The 21,428-nt window shown below is 42.5% G+C and carries 19 protein-coding genes; 17 read left to right on the forward strand and 2 right to left on the reverse strand.

The window, feature by feature from the left end:
• A partial coding sequence (locus J7R10_RS06520; RefSeq protein WP_208436393.1) for a hypothetical protein occupies positions 1–240 on the forward strand: 240 nt, incomplete at its 5' end.
• Positions 241–255: 15 nt separating this feature from the next.
• Here the strand turns inward: J7R10_RS06520 and purE are convergent.
• Positions 256–753, reverse strand: a complete 498-nt coding sequence (purE, locus tag J7R10_RS06525) for a 5-(carboxyamino)imidazole ribonucleotide mutase (RefSeq protein WP_010705650.1) — start codon at positions 751–753, stop codon at positions 256–258.
• Positions 754–1,730: 977 nt separating this feature from the next.
• Here purE and J7R10_RS06530 point away from each other — a divergent pair.
• The 6 genes from J7R10_RS06530 to clpB all read left to right on the forward strand — a co-directional run bounded on the left by J7R10_RS06530 (position 1,731) and on the right by clpB (position 8,131).
• Positions 1,731–1,883: a DUF5993 family protein gene (locus J7R10_RS06530; RefSeq protein ID WP_004863025.1), complete on the forward strand. Its 153-nt coding sequence runs from the start codon at positions 1,731–1,733 to the stop codon at positions 1,881–1,883.
• A gap of 10 nt (positions 1,884–1,893) precedes the next feature.
• Positions 1,894–2,475 carry a disulfide bond formation protein B gene (locus J7R10_RS06535; protein ID WP_010705649.1) on the forward strand — a complete coding sequence of 194 codons (582 nt, stop codon included), beginning with the start codon at positions 1,894–1,896 and terminating at the stop codon, positions 2,473–2,475.
• Positions 2,476–3,568: 1,093 nt separating this feature from the next.
• A complete protein-coding gene (gene infA / locus J7R10_RS06540; RefSeq protein ID WP_004857577.1) occupies positions 3,569–3,787 on the forward strand; it encodes a translation initiation factor IF-1 in 219 nt (72 codons plus the stop codon).
• Between the two features lie 207 nt (positions 3,788–3,994).
• Positions 3,995–4,693: a Maf family nucleotide pyrophosphatase gene (locus J7R10_RS06545; RefSeq protein ID WP_010705648.1), complete on the forward strand. Its 699-nt coding sequence runs from the start codon at positions 3,995–3,997 to the stop codon at positions 4,691–4,693.
• A 12-nt stretch (positions 4,694–4,705) separates the two neighbouring features.
• Positions 4,706–5,038 (forward strand): DNA gyrase inhibitor YacG, encoded by a 333-nt coding sequence (yacG, locus tag J7R10_RS06550; RefSeq protein ID WP_026501355.1) that lies wholly within the window; start codon positions 4,706–4,708, stop codon positions 5,036–5,038.
• 471 nt (positions 5,039–5,509) lie between these two features.
• Positions 5,510–8,131 carry an ATP-dependent chaperone ClpB gene (clpB, locus tag J7R10_RS06555; RefSeq protein WP_010705646.1) on the forward strand — a complete coding sequence of 874 codons (2,622 nt, stop codon included), beginning with the start codon at positions 5,510–5,512 and terminating at the stop codon, positions 8,129–8,131.
• A 468-nt stretch (positions 8,132–8,599) separates the two neighbouring features.
• On the opposite strand, the gene J7R10_RS06560 is transcribed toward clpB, so the two are convergent.
• Positions 8,600–8,971, reverse strand: a complete 372-nt coding sequence (locus tag J7R10_RS06560) for a helix-turn-helix domain-containing protein (RefSeq protein ID WP_010705645.1) — start codon at positions 8,969–8,971, stop codon at positions 8,600–8,602.
• Between the two features lie 797 nt (positions 8,972–9,768).
• On the opposite strand from J7R10_RS06560, the gene J7R10_RS06565 reads away from it, so the two are divergent.
• The 10 genes from J7R10_RS06565 (at position 9,769) to J7R10_RS06610 (ending at position 21,264) form a co-directional block, all read left to right on the forward strand.
• Complete coding sequence (locus J7R10_RS06565; protein WP_010705644.1) at positions 9,769–10,095, forward strand: hypothetical protein; 327 nt, start codon at positions 9,769–9,771, stop codon at positions 10,093–10,095.
• A 370-nt stretch (positions 10,096–10,465) separates the two neighbouring features.
• Complete coding sequence (locus tag J7R10_RS06570; protein ID WP_010705643.1) at positions 10,466–11,791, forward strand: PBSX family phage terminase large subunit; 1,326 nt, start codon at positions 10,466–10,468, stop codon at positions 11,789–11,791.
• A complete protein-coding gene (locus J7R10_RS06575; RefSeq protein WP_010705642.1) occupies positions 11,791–13,641 on the forward strand; it encodes a portal protein in 1,851 nt (616 codons plus the stop codon). Before J7R10_RS06570 ends, J7R10_RS06575 begins: the two co-directional genes overlap by 1 nt.
• Positions 13,642–13,733: 92 nt before the next feature.
• Positions 13,734–14,561, forward strand: a complete 828-nt coding sequence (locus tag J7R10_RS06580; RefSeq protein ID WP_010705641.1) for a hypothetical protein — start codon at positions 13,734–13,736, stop codon at positions 14,559–14,561.
• A 273-nt stretch (positions 14,562–14,834) separates the two neighbouring features.
• Complete coding sequence (locus tag J7R10_RS06585; protein WP_010705640.1) at positions 14,835–15,953, forward strand: N4-gp56 family major capsid protein; 1,119 nt, start codon at positions 14,835–14,837, stop codon at positions 15,951–15,953.
• A 129-nt stretch (positions 15,954–16,082) separates the two neighbouring features.
• Entirely contained in the window at positions 16,083–16,829 is a 747-nt protein-coding gene (locus J7R10_RS06590; RefSeq protein ID WP_010705639.1) for a hypothetical protein, read from the forward strand.
• A 236-nt stretch (positions 16,830–17,065) separates the two neighbouring features.
• Positions 17,066–18,532, forward strand: coding sequence for a hypothetical protein (locus J7R10_RS06595; RefSeq protein ID WP_010705638.1), 1,467 nt, complete (start codon positions 17,066–17,068; stop codon positions 18,530–18,532).
• Between the two features lie 379 nt (positions 18,533–18,911).
• Entirely contained in the window at positions 18,912–19,370 is a 459-nt protein-coding gene (locus J7R10_RS06600; protein WP_010705637.1) for a hypothetical protein, read from the forward strand.
• Positions 19,367–20,491, forward strand: a complete 1,125-nt coding sequence (locus tag J7R10_RS06605; RefSeq protein ID WP_010705636.1) for a tail fiber domain-containing protein — start codon at positions 19,367–19,369, stop codon at positions 20,489–20,491. The genes J7R10_RS06600 and J7R10_RS06605 overlap by 4 nt, the downstream gene beginning before the upstream one ends.
• Positions 20,488–21,264, forward strand: a complete 777-nt coding sequence (locus J7R10_RS06610) for a phage tail protein (protein ID WP_010705635.1) — start codon at positions 20,488–20,490, stop codon at positions 21,262–21,264. Before J7R10_RS06605 ends, J7R10_RS06610 begins: the two co-directional genes overlap by 4 nt.
• Positions 21,265–21,428 lie beyond the last annotated feature (164 nt).

Below are 21,428 nucleotides of genomic sequence, written 5' to 3' on the forward strand. Positions count from 1 at the left end.
TCTGGTGATGAAGTATGTGCTGCGGGTGTAGTGTCTGTGGCGGGTGAATCGAGTGCGGCAGTTGTGTTTGGTGCGGCGGATGAATTTGCTGTGGGGGATAGTGCGGCTGTGGCGGATGTGTTGGGTGTGGCGGATGTGTTTGGTGTGGCGGATGTGTTGGGGGCGGCGGATGTGTTGGGGGTGGCGGATGTGTTGGGTGTGGCGGATGTGTTGGGTGTGGCGGATGTGTTGGGGGTGTGAGAAGATTGTATCATTTTAAACCTCAGTGACCGGGGTTTGCGCAACATGAGCCGTTTGTTGTTGACGCCAATCTTCTAACCGTTGTGCTAGCTTATCATCGTAAACAGCCATAACGGCTGCTGCCAAAAGTGCTGCATTAATCGCGCCGGCTTTGCCAATCGCTAATGTGCCAACAGGGATACCGGCGGGCATTTGCACAATCGAAAGCAAGGAATCTTGACCCGATAAAGCCTGTGAATGGATGGGAACACCAAAAACGGGAAGAGGTGTGAGGGCTGCTAACATTCCAGGAAGATGTGCTGCACCGCCCGCGCCGGCAATCAAAATCTTAAAACCTGCTGCTTTAGCCCCTTTTGCAAATTCATAAAGCCGTTCAGGGGTTCGGTGGGCTGAGACAATCTGCGAAATGTGAGAAATCCCAAGACAGTTTAAGATATCCGTGCTATGACGCATCGTTTGCCAATCCGATTGGCTGCCCATTAAAATCGCTACATCACATGATTTCTTCGTCATTCACCAACCTCTATCTTAGGTATTTACTGCGATTCTTACTCTCTTTTCTTTAAAAGTTTTCTATTTTTTTTGCAAAGTCAATTCATGATACAACAACAGTTTTTTTAGTGTGTTACAGATTTCATAAATAGAATGTTTCCAGAAGTTTGGGAGATGCTAGAAGTTTGGTAGAAGAATGACAGATTGTTCTGTTCCTCTTAACAATGTTCTTTTCAGAAAATCCTTCATTATAAAAACAATGGAGTCTGCGTACAGAAATCTCCATAAAATTCAATCGGGGTTGTTTCTTCTCAGAATATCATGAACTTTCTTTCGTTAGGAAAAAAATATCAAAATATCTTTGTGGAGTGCTGCTTGAATTTTAAGTTGTAGAGCGATGTTTAAGAGACCTTGAAATGAAAGTCAAAACTTTCCCCTTGGTTTCAAGATTAAGGGATGCTGAACAGGATTTGCTTTGGTCAATAATCATGTGGATAAGAGAAAGGCATTTCTGTTTTGGCTTTCAGTTTATTCTCTTGGAAATTTTTTATTCAAAATAGAAAATGTCTGCTGGTGATGTCTGTATTGCTTGTTGGCAAAAAAGAAGAGCAAGAGTTTAAAAGAGTATCGTATATGAACTCTTGCTTATCATGAAAAAGAATTTTTTATGGCAAAACCACGTAAAAAAGAAAGATGTGTTCTTTTAAAAAATCAGAAATGTAAAAAGCTTGCCATTCCTCAGTAATGTTTACTTTGTTGCTTCAATGATTCTTTCATTTTTAGGAAAAAACAGCTCCTTTATTCTTCAGTGTTAAAGGCAAAGACGCAATCAAATACTTTTGTTGATATTCCCTTTATGTGCTCTACATACTCCATTGCTTTCTCTAATCTTGTAAAGACAATAAGGGTGAATTGTGAATAATAAATCCATGGTCTCTTTTTTGCCCAATTTTGTAATATTTTACACAGTGATAATAAGATAAGGAGACTTTAAAGCCATGTTTCTTCCATTTTTAATTGCCTTAGGTGCAGCCGTAACAACAGTGTGTGGGAAAAAAAATATAAGTTATGCCTTATGGGCAATTTTGCTCGTTGTTATTCTTCTCACTTTTAATCATCACGCAACTTCCACTTTAAACTTATCTTTTTGAGAGAATAACCATGGAAAATGTTGAACAAAAAAACCCTCATTTCGTTATATTTATGAATACCTTAGGGCTTGTTGGATTATCTATTGTCTTGTTGGTAGCCTTTTATTATCAGCTGGTAAAATTCGAATTACCTTGTCCGCTTTGTCTTCTTCAACGCGTTGGTTTGATACTAGCAGGTTGTGGATTTTTGCTCAATATCCACCATAAGGTGAAACATACCCATTATGGTATGGTGATTCTGGGCTGTATGGTAACCAGTGCTGTTGCTGTCCGGCAAGTGCTTTTGCATATCACACCAGACGATCTTGGCTATGGTTCAACATTCTTTGGATTACATTTTTATACTTGGGCACTCATTATTTCACTGCTTTGTATTCTTGGAGTGTCTGTCGCCATAATTTTAGGGGAATTGGCACACAAAGTTAAAGTGTTTTCTCCTTTGCCGATTTTCAATAGAACGGCAAGTTTCTTATTTGTCTTTTTGATTGCAGCAAACTTGGTTTCTACCATACTTGAATGTGGAAGTGGCCAATGTGCTGATGACCCTGTAAGATATGAATTGTTGTCAAGCTGGTCTTCTTCATCCTCTTAAAGCGTTTTTTCTCATAAACTTTCCTTTTAATTTTCCGAATAAACATCTTAACAGTTATAAAAGGACGGAAATAGCAAAAATTCCGTCCTCTTTTTTTGCAAAAAACTCTTGAGAGACTTATTTAGATTTTTCATTTCCTCTACAGAAACGCATTTTTATTGCTTCGTCTGAGTGCTGTTATTTTTTTTATCCTTCTTTTATATATTTATCGGTCTGTGACAACAGTCCAAAAGCGTACATATCTCGTAATATCTCTAGGAAAACAGTCAAGAGAGGGGGGGTAAAAGGGGATGGAGGGCTTCAAAACAGTTGTTGAAAACAATATCGTAAATGTGTTTTTGAAGATTTGTTGTTTTCTGTAAAACTGTAAATAAGTGAAAACGTGAAATAAAAAACAGAGCGGCGATATGGAGGCGTGCTGGCGATATGGGAGCGTGCTTTTGTAAAGGGAATGTCATATAGGAGAAGAGTATCAGAGCGGTGAAGAGTTGCAAAGGAGGAAATAAAACATGCAGAGCCGTGTCAGAGGAGATATGGGAGGGGCTTGCATAAAGAAGGACTTGGATGCCTAGCGGAAAAGGTGAACTTGCCGGAGAAAAAAGACCGTCACTCTTTCATGGGGCTCTATAAAAGCGCGTTAACACCATTGGTTAAAGTTTTTTAAAAGTATCAGAAAAAAACTCTAAATGGTCTTTTACTTTTTAAATTTTCTTAAAACATAATAAAGTTTAAAAAAAGAATAATATTTTCAAGTTTTTTATAAGTAAATTGAAAATATTTACATAATAAAGACATTTTTATTTCATATAAAAACTTAAACTAATCAGATAAGTATAATAAAACTTTTATTAAAAATACTTGTAAAATATTATAAAAAGAAATAACTGTCATTATTAGTTTTTAAATAATGATACAACTCTTTATAAAAATGAAATTCATTTCATGAAAGAGAACTTATGATGTATTCTTTAAAAAGAAAAACCTTGTTCTTTTTGTCGAATTTTTGTTCACAAAACCAAGAAAATAAGCTATGAACACTGAAAAATAACGCACAGCTTGAAGGATTATGTGCATATAAAGGAATTACTTGTTTATGTCAAAAGAAGAAGTTTTGGAATTTTCTGGTATCGTGACCGAACTCCTCCCTAATGCAATGTTTCGTGTAAAACTGGAAAATGATCATGAAATTATTGCCCATACTGCCGGAAGAATGCGCAAAAATCGTATTCGTGTGTTGGCTGGTGATAAAATTATGGTGGAAATGACCCCTTATGATTTGACAAAAGGGCGTATCACATATCGATATAAATAAGTTATGGCTGTTTTTCGTTTTCTGGAAAAGCAGCATTTTTGCTTCTAAAATATCTTGTTTCTTCAAAATGAGAAATAAAAAAAGAAATGAAAAAGAAGAAGAAACAATAAATGAAAATGATCCTAAAGAATGCCTGAAATCAATGAAAGGTATCCGTGGTGCCAAAATGGAAGGGATGGTGGCTTAAGATCATCCTGAGGGGAGAGAATGCAAAATTTAAAAAAAACCTTCTTAGGAAAAACGAATTTGGGAAAAAAACTTCCCGAAGAAATCCAGTTGGTGCTTGCTTCTGCTTCGCCCCGTCGCTTGGCACTTCTCGCGCAAATCGGTCTTGATCCTCATTATGTGCACGCAACAGATGTGGATGAAACACCAAAATTAAGAGAACATCCTGCAACTCTTGCAAAACGTTTGGCAAAGGAAAAAGCGCTTAAGGCGCGAGAAACTTTACTGTGGTGTAGCAAAAATAATAAAGGAAATATATCAGCGGAAAAAACAGTGATTTTGGCTGCTGATACTGTGGTGGCGGTGGGAAACGTTATTTTGCCTAAACCAAAGGGTGAAGACGAAGCTTATGAATGTTTGCGTTTTCTTTCTGGACGTTGTCACAAAGTGTATAGTGCTGTTTGTGCACTCAATGAAAGCAGAAAAATAGGCATCAAATTGGTCGAAAGTCGTGTCCGTTTTAAACGATTAACCGCTCCTGTCATGAGAGCTTATATTGCTTCTGGTGAATGGGAAGGCAAAGCCGGTGGGTATGCTATTCAAGGAAGAGCGGGGGCTTTTGTCATCCATATCGTTGGTTCTTATTCTAATGTGGTGGGGTTGCCGTTGGCTGAAACAATGGATCTTTTGTTGGCTTATCGTTATCCAATTCTGGCAAATTGGTCTAGGGAAATTTACTAGATGAATGCGTGAATGCATGAACAGGAAAAACCAATGGAACAGGATAAAAAGCTACAAAAAGTGGGGCGGCTGGACGAAACAAAACAAACAGTAAAAAAAATTAGTAAGGTGCGCGAACAAAAAATAAAACAAGAAGAAGCGCTCCAAACGCTCACAGAGCCGGATTTAGCACCAGAGACATCTCTGATGCGTCCTCCGCGCCCTTGTCCCATTTGTGGTCAAAGAGCACAACAAAATGCTTATCCTTTCTGTTCAACACGATGTCGCGCAATTGATCTCAATCGATGGCTTTCGGGGGCTTATATTTTGCCACCACCACCCCAAATCAGTGACGAAGAAGAATAGGTGAGGTGTTTAAAAACACGAAAACTGTATGTCTGATGGTGGGGGTTGATGGATGAAGCTTTGATGCTGGGGCTTTGGCGGTGCGGTGTTGGGTATTCGCAATTCCGTGATGAAGAAGAATAGGTGAGGTGTTTAAAAACACGAAAACTGTATGTCTGATGGTGGGGGTTGATGGGTGAAGCTTTGATGCTGGGGCTTTGGCGGTGGAGTGTTGAAAGGGGCATTCTTCGGGGGGGCATTTTGTGGGGGTATATAAAAGCACGTTTTTTTTGAAAAATCAGAGCATGTTTTCCGCTCCCTCTTGCTATGGCGTTGGTCAAGACCCATATTCATTTTAGCACGACGACTCTTCTTCATGCTGTCTCTTTTGCGGTGTTTTGTGTGGTTTGGTTGATTCTTTTGGAGTATTTTTGTGGGGTGCTTTGGGGGGGGATAAGTGCGGTGGTGGTCTTTAAGATTTAAGGAAAAGAAATGAACTTGGAAAAATATAGCGAACGGCTACAGGGTTTTTTACAAACAGCACAAAATCATGCTCTTGCTTCTGATCATCAGCAGTTTTTGCCAGAGCATTTCCTTAAAGTCTTGTTAGACGACTCTCAAGGATTGGCAGCGTCTCTGATCCAAAAAGCGGGCGGTGATCTCTCTCTCATTCAAACGACTCTTAAAGCGGCACTCGAAGCTTTGCCAAAAGTGCAAGGCGGAAATGGACAACTTTATTTGTCACAACCGTTGGCGAAGGTTTTCGCCATGGCCGAAGATCTTGCGCAAAAAGCCGGTGATCAGTTTGTAACCGTGGAGCGTATGCTACAAGCGCTTATGATGGAAAAAACAGCAAAAACAGCCGATATTTTAACAAAGGGAGGGTTGACCCCTCAAGCGCTTAATCAAACCATTAATGATTTGCGTAAGGGAAAAACTGCAACAAGCCCTCATGCCGAAAGCCAATATGAGGCTTTGCAAAAATATGCACGCGATTTGACAAAAGATGCACGCGAAGGAAAGCTCGACCCTGTTATTGGCCGCGAAGAAGAAATTCGACGCACGATTCAGGTACTTTCACGGCGGACTAAAAATAATCCCGTGCTGATCGGTGAACCGGGTGTGGGAAAAACCGCTATCGTTGAAGGGTTGGCTTTACGCATTGTTAATGGAGATGTACCGGAAACTTTGCGCGATAAGCAACTCCATGCGCTCGATATGGGGGCTCTTATTGCTGGTGCAAAATATCGTGGCGAATTCGAAGAGCGCCTTAAAGCTGTTTTGGCTGAGGTGCAAGCCGAAAATGGAAAGATCATTCTGTTTATTGATGAGTTGCATAATCTTGTGGGTGCTGGAAAATCCGATGGTCCTATGGATGCTTCTAACTTGTTAAAGCCTGCTCTGGCACGCGGTGAACTCCATTGTGTGGGGGCTACCACTTTGGATGAATATCGCAAATATGTCGAAAAAGATGCCGCACTTGCACGGCGTTTCCAACCTGTTTTTGTGCCTGAGCCAACCTTGGAGGATACCATCTCTATTTTGCGCGGTATTAAGGAAAAATATGAACAACATCACAAAGTGCGTTTGGCTGATAGCGCTTTGATTGCAGCGGCACGGCTTTCAAACCGTTATATTACTGATCGCTTCTTACCCGATAAAGCCATTGATCTCATTGATGAAGCGGCGGCACGTTTGCGTATGCAAGTCGATTCAAAACCAGAAGAACTGGATGCCATTGATCGGCGAATTCTCCAGTTGAAAATCGAGCGTGAAGCTTTGAAAACAGAAGTGGATCCAACAGCAAAGGCGCGTTTGGATACCGTGCAAGACGAACTGAAAACATTGGAACAGCAGTCTGCAGAAATGACAACAGCTTGGCAAGCCGAAAAGCAAAAATTAGGGCACGCTGCCGATTTGAAAAAACAGCTAGAAGAAGCACGTAATGCTTTGGCTATTGCACAGCGTGATGGACAGTTTCAACGGGCTGGTGAATTGGCTTATAGTGTGATTCCTGAACTCGAAAAACAATTGAGTATGGCTGAAAATGATGATCAACAAAATCATCTGGTCGAAGAAACCGTGACTGCTGAACATATCGCCCGCATTGTTTCACGCTGGACCGGTATTCCCGTTGATCGGATGCTCGAAGCAGAACGCGAAGCATTGCTGCGTATGGAAGACGAAATTGGTACCCGTGTTGTGGGACAGGGTGAAGCTGTGCAAGCTATTGCGCGGGCTGTTCGGCGCGCGCGCGCGGGGTTGCAAGATCCCAATCGCCCCATTGGCTCTTTCATGTTCTTAGGACCTACCGGTGTGGGAAAAACCGAATTAACCAAAGCTCTTGCGGCATTTCTTTTCCAAGATTCCAATGCAATGTTACGCATTGATATGTCTGAATATATGGAAAAACATGCTGGAGCACGCTTGATTGGTGCACCGCCTGGATATGTTGGGTATGAAGAAGGAGGTGTGCTGACCGAAGCCGTGCGTAGAAGACCCTATCAAGTCATTCTGTTCGACGAAATCGAAAAAGCGCATCCTGATATTTTTAATCTCTTGCTCCAAGTACTGGATGAGGGGCGTTTGACCGATAGCCAAGGGCGTACTGTCGATTTTCGCAATACCTTGTTGATTATGACCTCAAATCTGGGTGCTGAATTTTTAACCGCTCTGCCTGAAGGTCAAATAACGGATCAGGCAAAAAATGATGTCATGAATGTCGTAAAAGCTGCTTTCCGTCCCGAATTTCTTAATCGTATTGATGAGATTATTCTCTTTCAGAGATTGCAACGCAAGGATATGGAGGCTATCGTTGATATTCAGATACAACATCTGCAAAATTTACTCAATGAACGCAAAATAACTTTGCTGATCAAACCAGAAGTGCGCGAATTCCTCGCCCATAAAGGCTATGATCCTCTCTATGGAGCACGTCCTCTTAAACGCATTATCCAAAAGGAAATTCAAGATCCCCTCGCTGAAAACATCTTGTTTGGTAAAATTCAGGATGAAACAACTGTGACAATTGCAAAAGAAGGAGAGCGGTTGGTATTCCTGCCTAGCAAACAAGAAGCAGAGAAAAAAGAACCCCAGGAATCTGGAAAAGAATGAACAAGAGTCTTGTAAAGGAATGAAAAGGAAGGGCTTCGAAAAAGACTGTTTGAAAATGATGGCTCTTTTAAATGTCTCTCTTAAAATGACGCCCTTTAAAAATGCAAATGTCACGAAAGGCTGCGCAATGATAGTAAGATAAAGAGGGGGATAATAAAATAAAAAGGAGGATAATGATAAGGAGATAAGGGGAGGAAGAATATAAAAAGTTGACAAGGTCAATCTAAACGAGTATCATAATGACACAATCGGAATTGTGCGTTTAGAACAGATGAGATCTTCTGATAAGATTCTGTGAAAGTGCTGGGGTTCTTCCAAAGGTTTTGGTATTTGTTATCCTGTGATGTCGTAAATTGGTGCCGTAAACCGTTTTTTGAGATGTGGTGGTATCAGGCGGGCAAGGCTTTCGGCAGAGGGGGATATTGGCAAATAATATTGATGAGTTAATATTGATGAGTGCTCTTTTGCCTAATCAGAAATCAACCACAGAACTGCTTTTTGTTTTTTCGCTTTGAGCTCTCTAAAGTTTTTTACAAGAGCCTGTTCTTTTTCGCTGTAGGTTTCTTGATTATGGTATGAGGTATTTTCTTTTGTAGAAATATCTTCTTTTGTCGCAATATCGGCATAAAAAAAGCTCATGGGAACTTCTAATTTTTGAGCGATTTCTAGTAAATATCCTGTGCTTACACGATTGAAGCCTTTTTCGTATTTTTGGATTTGTTGGAAACTGACACCTAAATGGTTTCCTAATTCCTTTTGAGAAAGCCCCATTGATATGCGTCTATGGCGGATTCTTTTACCTATCAACATGTCGACAAAATGTGGATTTTTGGTTTGCACTTAAAGCCCCCTCCGGTTGCGAGCGCCCTCGCATTGGTATTCCGGGAGGTTGAAAATACTGAACTCGAATCAGCTTTTTGCTTTTAGTGCTAAGAAGCACCTGGACATAGCAAAAACTCCCGGAATCCCGGGATACCCGCAAAGCGGGATAAATTCATGTACGAGTTTTCGGGTCTTCAACTCCCTATTTGACCGTTGCGTGGACGATCAAAAACACAAGCCCATCAATAGAGTAGTTTCAGGAGATTGGCAAGAAAAATTAAAATATTTCTTACTCTGTTAGACCGTAAAATAGGGGTTGTTAGAGGAGCGGTAATCTGATGTCAGTAGGGGAATTTAATGGGTAAGAGGTTGATTATAGTTTAAAAACGGTACGGGGGGGGAAGCTTTATTCCGCAGAGAAATATTTGCTTTTTGAAGTCGAATTGTAGATCAGAGTTTACTTGGCGTGTTTGATGAAACACCATTCGTTGAAGTGTGGGATAGCCGTATGAAATAATCAGCAGGGGAATCTGACAGACGAGCAATCAGATTATTGACAGACCAGTGTTGATAGAGCGGCGCGGGGTGGTGGTATGGGGGTTTCGTTTGGCTTTATTCTGTAATGATGTAAAAGCGTAAAAACGTTGTTCTGTAAAATAATGCGGAGGATTTGTGCTTTGTGCGTTTTTTTTTATCTTTTAGGCTATGTCCCATTTTTTTAAATGGCTGGTTACTCTCGAAATTTCCTTACTGATTTTCATGTCATTTTTTGTGCCTGAGGCTTGGGTTTCTCTTTAATTAGAAGGAATATGATGATGGTAGATGAACATTGTCTTCCCTTACGTCGAAGAGGGCGGAAAAAAGGGGCTTTGAATAAAACAACAAGGCGGTTTAATGAGGCTCTTCTTACAGCTGCTGAGCAAGCCGGATATCACTATGGTGAGGATGGATTGGTCTCTTATCTTCAATATCATGCCCTCAATAATCCTGTGCCTTTTTTTTCGCTTCTTGCGAAGGTTTTACCTCTGCAAGTGACCGGAGAGGCTGGGGGTGAGGTTAAAGCCGTTTCACGTGTCGAGATTGTGCCGGTGGTTGCAAAAGATGCAGTTACAAAAGATGCGGCGCTTGACGAAGATTCATGAAGTGCCTGTGTTGGGGGGGGTGTGAAGGGGCGCGGGATTTGAGGAGTCATTGGACTTGGCTTGGAGGGTTTTTGCTTGAGGTTTAACAGATGTGTGCTGCTTGGGGTTTTGGGTGCCTGTGGTGGTTTTAGGTGCTTAGGGTTGGTTGTATTTGAGACGCTCTTGTGGTGTGTGAAAGGCTGGGCGGGAGGAGCTGTTTCATGTGTCGAGATTGTGCTGGTGGTACTAAAAGATGTTGTGCATGAAGGAGATTCATGAAACGCCTGTGGTAGGGGGTGTGTGAAGGATTGTGTGAGGGGAGGCGGGACTTGAGGAGTGGCGCTAGCTTTGAAGAGGTGTGCTACTTGGGGTTTGTAGAGTTTGAGGATTCATGACAACAGCGCAAATTGCTCTCATTCCAAAGCTCCTTCCGGTTTTTGCCGGAAAAGCGGATGTGCGTGCCGCTTGGGGAGGACGGGGATCTGGAAAAACACGTTCTTTTGCTCTCATGTCTGCTGTGATAGGATATCGACATGGAATGGCGGGAGAACGTGGTATTATCCTGTGTGCACGACAATTTCAAAATTCCCTCAATGAAAGTTCGTTGGAAGAAATTAAACGGGCGATAGAATCTTACCCTTTTCTGCAAGGCTATTATGAAATTGGCGAAAAATATATTAAGTCAAAAGATGGACGGATCCTTTATGTGTTCGCTGGGCTTGATCGCAATATCGCAAGTATTAAATCCATGGGGCGGGTTTTTCTCTGCTGGGTTGATGAGGCGGAGCCCGTGACTGAAACGGCTTGGCAAACGCTTATTCCAACACTGCGTGAAGAGGGAAAAAATTGGAACGCAGAATTATGGGTGACATGGAACCCTTGCCGTGAAAATGCCCCCGTGGAAAAACGTTTCCGAAATGTCAATGATCCCAATATCAAAGGTGCTGAAATCAATTGGCGTGATAATCCTCAATTCCCTGAAAAACTCAATCGAGATCGAAAGGCGGATTTAGAACAACGACCCGAACAGTATAACCATATTTGGGAAGGGGATTATCTCCAAGCTGTTCAAGGGGCTTATTATCAAAAAGCACTGCTGGAAGCCGAACAAGAGGGACGCATTACCACTGTTCCGCGTGATCCTCTCATGCAGATCAAGATCTTTTGGGATATCGGCGGAACGGGGGCAAAGGCTGATGCAACCTCTTTGTGGGTGGCGCAATTCGTGGGACGGGAAATCCGTGTGCTCGATTATTATGAAGCACAAGGACAACCCCTCTCAGAGCATATTGGCTGGGTCTTTCAACGTGGCTATGAGAAAGCTTTGATGGTCTTGCCCCATGATGGCGCGACCAAAGACCGTGTTTATAATGTCAGTTTTGAAAGTGCTCTCCAACAAGCTGGTTTTCAAACCAAAATCGTTCCTCATCAAGGGGTGGGGGCTGTCAAAATGCGTATCGAAGCAGTACGACGCTTGTTTCCTGCTATATGGTTTAACCGTGAAACAACAAAAGCGGGGCGAAAAGCACTCGCTTGGTATCACGAAAAACGCGATGAACAGCGCAATATCGGTTTGGGCGCCGAACATGATTGGGCTAGCCATGGTGCCGATAGTTTCGGACTCATGTGTGTGGCTTATGAACAACCACATAGTCGACCGCGAAAAAATGCTTATCGCTCGTTTCACCATTCTCAAACTTCATGGATGGCTTTTTAATGAATATTTCTACAGACTCTTTTAATTCCTTAGAGACGCTTGAAGATCAGGCGCTCTTTAAAAAACTCGTTGGCTGGTATCATGATGATATTGCCCATGTCGAGCAATGGCGAAAAAATGCCCAAGAAGACTATGATTTTTATAATGGGCGCCAATGGAATGAACAAGATCTTGCCGTGTTGCGCGAACAAAACAGACCTGTCATGACTTTTAATCGTATTGCCCCTTTAGTCAACGCTGTTATTGGTGCAGAGCGCAATAACAAACGACAAGTGCAATTCATTCCACGACAAGAAGGGGCTGCCTTCGCCAACCAAATCCTTACTGGAGCAGCCGAATGGTTTCGTGATGAAGCCGATGGCGAATATGAGGATTCCGATGCTTTCCAAGATGCTATCATTTGCGGTATGGGCTGGACAGATACGCGGCTTGATTATGAAGAAGATCCGCAAGGAAAGCCGGTCATTGCACGATTAGACCCCATGAAAATGGTCTGGGATGCAAGTGCTGTAAAACAAAACCTTATTGATGCGCAGCGCGTCTGGTATATTGACGAAAAACCACTGCACGTTGCAAGGGAAATGTTTCCCAATGTCCATTGGAGTGATCTGAATGCCGATTGGGTGAAACAGCATACCTTTTCACATCAAACAGACCATAGTGAAGGGAAAATTTACGAAGGAGAGGGAGAAGATGGGACAGATTTTCAAAGTCCTAAAAGGGTTACCTTGGCTGAATGCCGGTGGTTCGAACGCGAAGTCGTTTATAAAGTTCTTGATCCGCAAAGTGGGAAATATACCGATTATTCGGAACAAGATTTCCAAGTTTTGTGCAAAGATTTCCCTTCTCTTCAAGCAACAAGATTGACCAGAAAAATTGTTAAACGTGCTTTTTTAGGGAAAAAACTACTCGAAGCACCAGATAAGCCCTTGGTGCCGCCTCAGCAATTGGGATGGGAATGTATTACCGGATATTTTGATAAGTTAAGCCGCCAATTTTACGGCATTGTAAAACCAACAAAAGATCCGCAGCGCTGGGCAAATAAATATTTTAGTCAAGTGATGCATTTGCTTAATAGCCAATCAAAAGGCGGCATTATGGCGGAACGAGACGCTTTTGATGATGATCGACAAGCTGTGGAAAGCTGGGCTCGAGCCGATAGCATTACTTGGTTGAAAAGTGGTGCGGTTTCGGGGGGTAGAATCCAACCAAAACCCGTGGCACAATTCCCGCAAGGCTTTTTTCAACTGTTTAATGAAGCAAAAAATGCCATTACGCAAGTGACCGGTTTGTCCTCTGAATTTGTGGGAACACGTGCGGTTAACCAACCGGGGATTCTTGAAGAACAACGCAGACAATCGTCACTTAATTTGTTGGCTTCCTTTTTTGATGGTTTGCGTCGATACCGGCAACGACAGGGAAAAATTATTCTCTATCTCATTCAAAATTATCTTTCCGATGGGCGTTTGGTACGTATCGCTGGTGACGAAAATGCACAGTATGTGCCCTTAACACGGGAAATGATAACGAGTTTGGAATATGATATTGTCGTTGATGATGCACCTACAAGCCTTAATGAAAAAGAGCGTACCTTTGCTCTCATTATGCAATTGCTGCCTTTGATGCAAAATTTCGCTACACCAGATATTATGCTCGATTTGCTGCGCTATTCACCTTTGCCAGCTTCGCTTATTCATAAAATTGCTCTCAAAACGCAAAGGCAAAATGCTCTGCAGGAGGCACAAGATGCTGCTTTTCTGAGCGGTGGTGCTGGAGGGGCGCAAAGTGGAAATGCTGATGTCGAGCGCATGGTCCAGACTCTTTTGCAGATGGCAAAAACCCAAGAATAAAGACGAGTATCAATGCAAGCATAAGTCGCTGCATTTGAAGAACACCTTATCGCATTGCCCGAAAATGATTATCTAAAAAGAAGGCTACTAGTATGGATCAAGAATACTTAACACCCGCAGAGCAACACCAATTGGAACAGGAGTTTCATTCCACACAACAAGATGAGAGCACAATGGGTGGAGAGCAACATACCAAGCCCCGTGCGGTTCATGTTGAAGAGCGTCGCGAATATCAACAGCCGTTACAGCACAGTGGTGTGCAACCACAACAACCGCAAGGGGTGCAAACGGTGCAAGAGGGGGATGCTCCTCCAGATCCGCAAAAAGATTTTATGGGCTATATGCAATGGTTGGGAAAAACACTCCACCAACAGGGCTTGTTGCATGCCAAACAACAGGCTGCCGTTCCTGAAGCAGAACAGTTACAGAATTTTTTTCAGCAATCTGTTGCTAGCGTGAAACAAAAATATCATGACTTTGATCAAGCGGCCGATTTTATTTACGAGACGCGGGCGAAGCAGTTGGCTGCTTTTGCTTCCCTCTATCCCGAAATGGCTGATCCAAAAGCCATTGATGAAGTAATTGGCAATGAATTGAAGCAGATCTTACGCGATTGTGCGCAAAAAAATCAAAACCCCGCCGAAATGCTCTATACGCTTGCGCAAAAAAATGGCTACACAAATGTTTCCAATCCTATGGGGATTCCAAATTATGGGGAGGGGATAAAGTACGGGGGTGAGAACTTACAGGAAAGGCAAAATTCTGCGCGCACACTTGCGGCCTATAACGGTTTGACCTCAAGTGGTCCCATCTCTTTAGAGATGCTCGATAAAATGACAGAGGCAGAATTTAGTAGTTGGGTTTCTGAACCCAAAAATAAGGCTGCTTTTAACCGTTTAATGGGTGGGGGAGACCTTTAAACAACAAAAGAGCGGTTTTGTGTATGGGAGCTCTTGAAGCGGGCTTTTGTGGGCAATAAGTTTTTGGGGGGGGGAATAAGCAAAAGGGGATGAGGTTCTCTTTGCATGCGCAAGCCCATGTGGAAAAGATCTCTTAAAGGGGGGGTAGTTTAAGCGAATATCATCATACAAAATCATGCAACGAATGCACCACTCTCAACCGTGAGAAAGGTGGAGTTTTAACAGCCGGCGCGTTGCCGGTTTTTTTATGTCGATAAACTTTTAGAGGATAAAATGACTGTGACTTATATAGGAATTAATGACCCAATGGCAGTGCGCACATGGTCTAAATTATTAAATCAAGAAGTTTCAAAAGCAATTCCTATTGCGCCATTGATTGGGAAAGATTCCAACAGTATTGTGCAATTAAAGGATGAAACCAATAAGGCAAGTGGTGATGCCATTAGCTTTGGCTTGCGCGTACAGCTGCTTGGTGACGGGGTGAGTGAGGGACAAGCGCTGGAAGGCAATGAAGAAGCCCTGCAATTTCTCAATGACCGCTTGGCCATTAATGAACTTGTTCATGCTGTGCGTGTTAAAAATGAAGGAACTATAGATCAGCAACGCATTCTCCATGATTTGCGTACCGAAGCGAAAAATGGTTTGGTCGATTGGTATGCGGATCGGTTGAGCATGATGTTCTTTATTCAAGTATGTGGCTATACCGCAAAATCCATTAACTTTGAAGGGCGCTCTATTGCTCTTAAACCTGTCCATTATGGGTTTAATGCGCCAACGGCACCAACCGATAAACGTGTTGTGCGCCCCAATGACAAAACAAAAGATGAAGATTTGAACGAAAATGATGGTTTTGATATCAATTTGATCGATAAAGCGGTCGAACGCGCTAAACTGGCTAATCCCAAAATTAGACCCGTGCGGATTGACGGAGAAAATGTTTATGTGCTTTATCTGCACCCCACTCAAGTAACGCAATTGCGTATCAATACAGATGCGGGGCAGTGGCTCGATATTACCAAGGCAATCTATAGTGGTAGCCGGCTTAAAAATCCGCTCTATGATGGATCACTTGGTATGTATAATGGAGTCATCTTGCGTGAAGCGGAACATATCACCGAAGGTGTTGAATCTGGTACAACAAACAAAGCTGTGCCAAATGTACGCCGCGCTGTTCTCTTGGGAGCGCAAAGTGCTGTCATTGCTTTTGGTAAAGACCGTGGTGCTACACGTTATAAATTGGTGGAAGAGCTGTTCGATTATGAACGTGAGTTCGGGGTTGCAGCAAAAACTATTATTGGAATGAAAAAAACTTGCTACAATTTGCCTGGAAGTAACCAAGGAAAACAGGATTTCGGTACTATCGTTATCCCAACCTATGGAGCACCCGCTTAAAAGTGCAGACTTAAAGACTTTCATTGAAATTTTGCAAAGTATGCAAAATTTGCAAAATCTTCTCCCCAACAAGAGGGGGTGTTGGGGGGATAGAAGCATGCTTCTCATCTCAAAGGATTATGATTGCTTATGACCGTTTTATCCACTGATGCTAATGATCTTCATCTCACACCCTTGGACACTTCGCAAAGTTTTTCGCGCATGGTTGCACTTATTCAGGATGAAATTGATGATACAACGGCTGAATATACCACGCAAATTCAAGATTCCATTTTGACCGCTTTGCGTTTGTGTGAACGAGAACCGTTCTTTTTTAATGAAAAAAGAACGCTCACATTCAAAACACAACCGGGAAAAACATGGTATGGGCAAGAAGAGGGGGTTTTTCTTGAATCAGAAAGAGATGTGGAAGCTGTCTTGTTGGGACCTCATGGAACATCTCATGGAGCATCTTTGACAACGACCTTGGCGTCACAATTGGTCTTTAAACCTGTGCAAATATTGCAAAAACAATATGGGGCGCTGTCCCCACAACTTCTTCCACAAGAAATACCCCAGGGAACACCGCTTTTTTATACCTACCATGAGCAAAAAATAGGGCTCTTTCCAACACCAATACAGGTGGAGACTGTGTGTCTTGTTTGCGTGCCTGCTCGTTTGGCGGAGGAAAGCGTGCATGAGGGTGATAATCCCTGGTTTACCCATGCTTTTGATCTCATTAAAGCACGTGCAAAATATGAGCTCTACAAAAATATCCTGAAAGATCCTGAGTATGCTGCTGTCTCTTTCAGTGATTTTCAAGAACAGCTGCAAGCTCTGCGGTTTGAAACATCGCGGCGAAAAGGGGCAGCAAATATTCTGCCAATGCGATTTTAAAGAGTTCTTTTTTCTCCATTTGAGGAGAGCGTTGGTGGTTGGCGTTGAAAAGAAACGGTTGAAAATCTTGCTCCATGCATGAAGGTGTTTTTCTTTGCTCTTTATCGCTTGAACTTTCTGCTTTTTAAAAGAGCTCTTTCTCGTTTGAGGAGCTCTTTTGCTTAAAACAACATAAACCTTTGTGGTTTGAAACATCACTCCAAGGTTTTTAAAATATTCTTTTCATGAGATTTTAAATGGCTTTTTTTCCAATTGCTGATTATCGGCCTGATGTTGCGGATATCAATGGTATCTTTACTGATGAGCTAGTCAATGTGTTGCCGGCTGATGGCTCCTATATCCCTATGCCAAGCTTTCAACCGCTCTCAGAGCCTTGTCCTGATCGTATCTTAGGGGCTCTTGCTGTTAAAACAAAAAATGGGGTGTCTATTGTTGTAGGGACAGCACAAAAAATCTATCTTCTCAACAACACGACACTGCGCTGGCAAGATATAAGCCGAAGGGGAAAACCCTATTGTGCCAATGTCGATGCACCTTGGTCTTTTGCTTTGTTTGGTGATTATGTCATTGCTGTCAATGCGAATGATAAACCGCAAGTGATCGATATGAATCATGACAAAAAATTTAGAAATTTAGGCGGAAATCCACCACGAGCGGGTATCGTACGGGTGTGGGGAGATTTCGTTTGTCTGATGAAATTAACGGAATATCCAAGACGTGTGCATTGGTCGGGATTGAATGATGCCGAATGTTGGACCGTTGGAAAAAAAAGCTGCGATTATCAAGATTTTCCTGATGGTGGATTCGTCCAAGGGGCAACTGAAACGACAAATCCCATCATCTTTATGCGTTCGGCAATCTATGCTGGCTCTTTTATCCCTGGCTCTAAAATTATCTTCAGTTTTCAAAAAATACACGATAAACGCGGCGCAAAAAATGCTGAATCGATCGTTTGTCGAGGAGATCTTGCCTTCTTTGCCGATGAGGGTGGTTTTTATCAGATGACCAATGAGGGACAAATTATCCCCATTGGCTTTGAAAAAGTTGACCGAACTATGACGGCAAAGTCAAACAATAATAATCTCTACACGCTTTCTGCTGCTATTGATGGAGTGTATAATCGCGTCTATTGGATGATCGATACCGATGATGATACTGTCCACAAACACATCTTGCTTATTTATGATTGGGGTTTGCAAAAATGGACCAAAGCGGCTGTAGACCTCAAAATGGTTTTGCCCATTTTCCAAGTTGGAACCACTTTGGAGGCATTGGATCGGATTTCACAAAATATTGATGATTTATCCTTTTCTCTCGATAGTAAAGTTTGGAAAAATGAAGCGCCTATTCTTGGTGCATTTGATCATCAGGGAAGACTTGGTTCTTTTTCTGGTCCCCCTATGGCGTGTGTGGTCACTTCACAAGAGATGGGGCAAACAAATGGGATGATTACGCGGGTCAAAAATATTATGCCTCAGGTCAATAGCCCTGAGTTCTCTTTGTCTGTGGGAATGCGGTTGCGTCAATCATTGGAAGAGGAAACTGTTTGGTTACCGGAAAAAAAACCTTCTCACAATACGGGGCAAATTCATTCTCGCGCAAGAGCGCGATTTTATCGCTTTAAATTGCGTATTCCAGAAGGGATGAATTGGTCCCATGTGACTGGTTTCGATGTGGAATTAAAGCCTGCCGGCATGCGTTAACGCATGCCTATAATGGAGGATATATGCGTTAACGCATGCCTGTGATGAAGGAGTGTGTGGTAGCGTGTGCCTATAATGAAGAACAGGCGGTAACACATACTTTAATGCATGCTAAAAGAGCATGTGGGGAGGCATCTGTCGTGAAAAAGCCTGCTTGTGAGATGCCTCTTTCAAGAAAAAATATGGGTGTGCGCCATAAATATCATGGGTCATAGGGTTTATGTGTCATAGGCATTTGGCGAACTTCTCACTTAAAAAGTAACACGATAAGCATGTGGTGTGTACCAAAATTTCTTCTGTCATTGATCTGTCATTGGTCATTGGGGGGGGGCACTAGAGGATCATTAGGGGGAGGCTTAAGAGAAGGGGAGGAAAAATTATGACAGGTCAACAGGGTGGGCGAAATCTTTATTCTGCTCATCTCACAGAGCAATGGTCATGGGAAAAAATAGCGCCTTATCAAGAGGCACTCAATGCTGCTCTCAATAAATATGCGCAACGCTTTCCCGATGATGTCTGTTTGGCAACAATTGCTGAGGAACTCGCTACAGGGCAAGCACAATTATGGCTTGTCTTAAAAAATAAAACCCAATTTAGTGCCTTCGCTATCACTAAAATTGAAAAAACCCAAAGGGGCAAAAAACGCGTCGTCCTTTCAGATCTTGCCGGAGAGGGAGGGCTGGAATTGGTGCCATTGATTGCGAAGGTCGAACAATGGGCGCGCTCAATCCATGCGGGGGAATTGCATCTGTTGGGAAGAATTGGATGGGCGAAAATGCTCGCACGTCAAGGATATTCTCGTAACCTTATTCATTATAGAAAGGCTTTGGTCCCATGAGAAAAAAAACAACACCTCAAGTGCAAACAACAACACAAACAAATGCACCACCCGCTTGGGTAGCAGAGATCTTTAAAAAAGCCAGTGCGCAAGCACTCGATCTTTATAATAAAGGTATCGGAGGCAATGTTTATCAAGGGGAGCGTACCGCTGGGCTTAGCGATATGACAAAAAATGCTCTCACTGGTTTGGAGGGCGCTGCGCGCCAATATAACAATCCTGCTTTGACACAATGGTTTAATGCACCAACGCAAAGCGCTACAAATCTTCTCAATATGGCAAAGGGAGACTGGATTGGAGGCAACAGTAAATTTAATGCTGCCTTGCAAAATGCTTTGAGCAAAACCTCTGATGCTATTAATCAATCGATGTCTGGAGCGGGGCGCTATGGTTCTGGGGCACATACCGGAGTGCTCGCTGATGAACTCGGTGCCTTGGCTACAAATGTTACTGCGCAACAGTATAATCAAGATGTCAACAATATGATGAATGCCAATCAGATGATCGATCGCTCTTTGCGTGACCAAGTGGATGCTGCTAACAGCTACTATCAAGGGCAAAGCAATGCACAAGCGAATGCTTTGAAGGGCGGGATGGTCCAAGATTTGAACCGTCAAAATGCTTTGGATGCAGAGCGCCAAAAATGGACTGAACAAGACAATCAAGGTTGGAACCGGTTGGCGCAATTGTTGGGTGTGGGGACGCAAGCTGCTGGAAATTACGGAACAAAATCAGGAAATTCAATAACTATGCCTTCCGTTACAAAAGATCCCTTACGCGATGCTCAGCAAGTGCTGGGGCTTGTGGGCGGAATCTTAGGGCTTTGTGATGTGAGAGCTAAAGAAAATATCACCCCCGTGGGTGAGAAAAATGGCTATCCGCTTTATCTCTTTAATTATAAAGGAAATCCGCAACGCTATCGGGGTGTTCTTGCCCAAGATGTGCTGCGTTTGAACCCCGATGCTGTTTTTATCAATGCAAAGACAAAATTCTTGCATGTCGACTATCATAAACTTGGCTTTCAAATGGAAAAAATACCAACGCCTAAAAAGAAAATGACGGCTTTTTTTTCTTCGCTTTTTGCCCGTATGCGTTTTTTGCAAAAAGGATATGTTCTATGAGTTCGATTTATGATTGGTCATTGTTAGCATTGGAAAATGCTTCCGCCGATGAAGATATAAACTGGGCAGAAGGACAACCTCCAAGTTCAGTCAATGATAGTGCCCGCGCTATGATGCAACGTATCAAAGAATATCTCTTTGATAATGGAGGAGGGATTGAAACGGAATTTAATGTCGATGAGTATAATAAAAGGACCTCTCTTCGTTTGACCACGAAATCTCTTTTTGAGTCTTATATGAATGGGATTGTTGTGCGCTTTAAAGCACAAGGGGTCAACAAAGGAACCACAAATGTTGGATTAAACAAATTACCCGCGCGACCCGTTTATCAGATAACCTCAGAGGGTATCGTGCCTTTAAAGGGGGGAGAGATCCAAAGGGGAGGGCTTTATGAGCTGGTCTATACCTGTGATATTGCTGGAAAAAATGCCGATGGTTGGTTTTTAACAAATCCTACCATAAAAATCCCTGAAATTTCTCCATCTCTCCTTCATTCTCAAAGTTTGCCGACAGGTTTTATTGGCTCTTTTGCTACGAGCGATGTCCCTGAAGGTTGGCTTTTATGTAATGGTAAAGAATATTCACGAGAGAAATATCCAGATCTCTTTGATGCACTTGGTGATGGGGTTATATGGGGAATGGGAGATGGGAAGACAACATTCAATGTCCCCGATTTGCAAGATTCCCCTGATTCCAGTTTACACCCAAAACCGCCGAAAGTTAAGCTTCTTATGCCTCAAGTTGCTGCAATTTATTATGCTGTGAAAACATGAAAACGCACTCTATTTTGCATAGCTTTTTAAAAATACTCCAAGCGTTGTTTCATCAAATGCTTTAAGATACCGCCTGTGTTGTTAGAACAACTTCCCTAGAAAATCGTTCATTGTTTTCTCTCTTATCGTCAATAAGAAGACATTTTAAAAACCTACCGATATGC

It is taken from the genome of Bartonella vinsonii subsp. berkhoffii ATCC 51672 (assembly GCF_902825225.1).
GTDB classification, from domain to species: domain Bacteria; phylum Pseudomonadota; class Alphaproteobacteria; order Rhizobiales; family Rhizobiaceae; genus Bartonella; species Bartonella berkhoffii.

Excerpts from the sequence above, each read along its gene's own strand:
- J7R10_RS06545 (WP_010705648.1), top strand. The coding sequence starts at position 3,995 with ATGCAAAATTTAAAAAAAACCTTCTTAGGAAAAACGAATTTGGGAAAA.
- infA (WP_004857577.1), top strand. The coding sequence starts at position 3,569 with ATGTCAAAAGAAGAAGTTTTGGAATTTTCTGGTATCGTGACCGAACTC.
- J7R10_RS06530 (WP_004863025.1), top strand. The coding sequence starts at position 1,731 with ATGTTTCTTCCATTTTTAATTGCCTTAGGTGCAGCCGTAACAACAGTG.
- J7R10_RS06600 (WP_010705637.1), top strand. The coding sequence starts at position 18,912 with ATGACAGGTCAACAGGGTGGGCGAAATCTTTATTCTGCTCATCTCACA.
- J7R10_RS06595 (WP_010705638.1), top strand. The coding sequence starts at position 17,066 with ATGGCTTTTTTTCCAATTGCTGATTATCGGCCTGATGTTGCGGATATC.
- J7R10_RS06570 (WP_010705643.1), top strand. The coding sequence starts at position 10,466 with ATGACAACAGCGCAAATTGCTCTCATTCCAAAGCTCCTTCCGGTTTTT.
- J7R10_RS06535 (WP_010705649.1), top strand. The coding sequence starts at position 1,894 with ATGGAAAATGTTGAACAAAAAAACCCTCATTTCGTTATATTTATGAAT.
- yacG (WP_026501355.1), top strand. The coding sequence starts at position 4,706 with ATGCATGAACAGGAAAAACCAATGGAACAGGATAAAAAGCTACAAAAA.
- J7R10_RS06585 (WP_010705640.1), top strand. The coding sequence starts at position 14,835 with ATGACTGTGACTTATATAGGAATTAATGACCCAATGGCAGTGCGCACA.
- J7R10_RS06575 (WP_010705642.1), top strand. The coding sequence starts at position 11,791 with ATGAATATTTCTACAGACTCTTTTAATTCCTTAGAGACGCTTGAAGAT.
- J7R10_RS06610 (WP_010705635.1), top strand. The coding sequence starts at position 20,488 with ATGAGTTCGATTTATGATTGGTCATTGTTAGCATTGGAAAATGCTTCC.
- purE (WP_010705650.1), bottom strand. The coding sequence starts at position 753 with ATGACGAAGAAATCATGTGATGTAGCGATTTTAATGGGCAGCCAATCG.
- J7R10_RS06580 (WP_010705641.1), top strand. The coding sequence starts at position 13,734 with ATGGATCAAGAATACTTAACACCCGCAGAGCAACACCAATTGGAACAG.
- J7R10_RS06590 (WP_010705639.1), top strand. The coding sequence starts at position 16,083 with ATGACCGTTTTATCCACTGATGCTAATGATCTTCATCTCACACCCTTG.
- J7R10_RS06605 (WP_010705636.1), top strand. The coding sequence starts at position 19,367 with ATGAGAAAAAAAACAACACCTCAAGTGCAAACAACAACACAAACAAAT.
- clpB (WP_010705646.1), top strand. The coding sequence starts at position 5,510 with ATGAACTTGGAAAAATATAGCGAACGGCTACAGGGTTTTTTACAAACA.
- J7R10_RS06565 (WP_010705644.1), top strand. The coding sequence starts at position 9,769 with ATGGTAGATGAACATTGTCTTCCCTTACGTCGAAGAGGGCGGAAAAAA.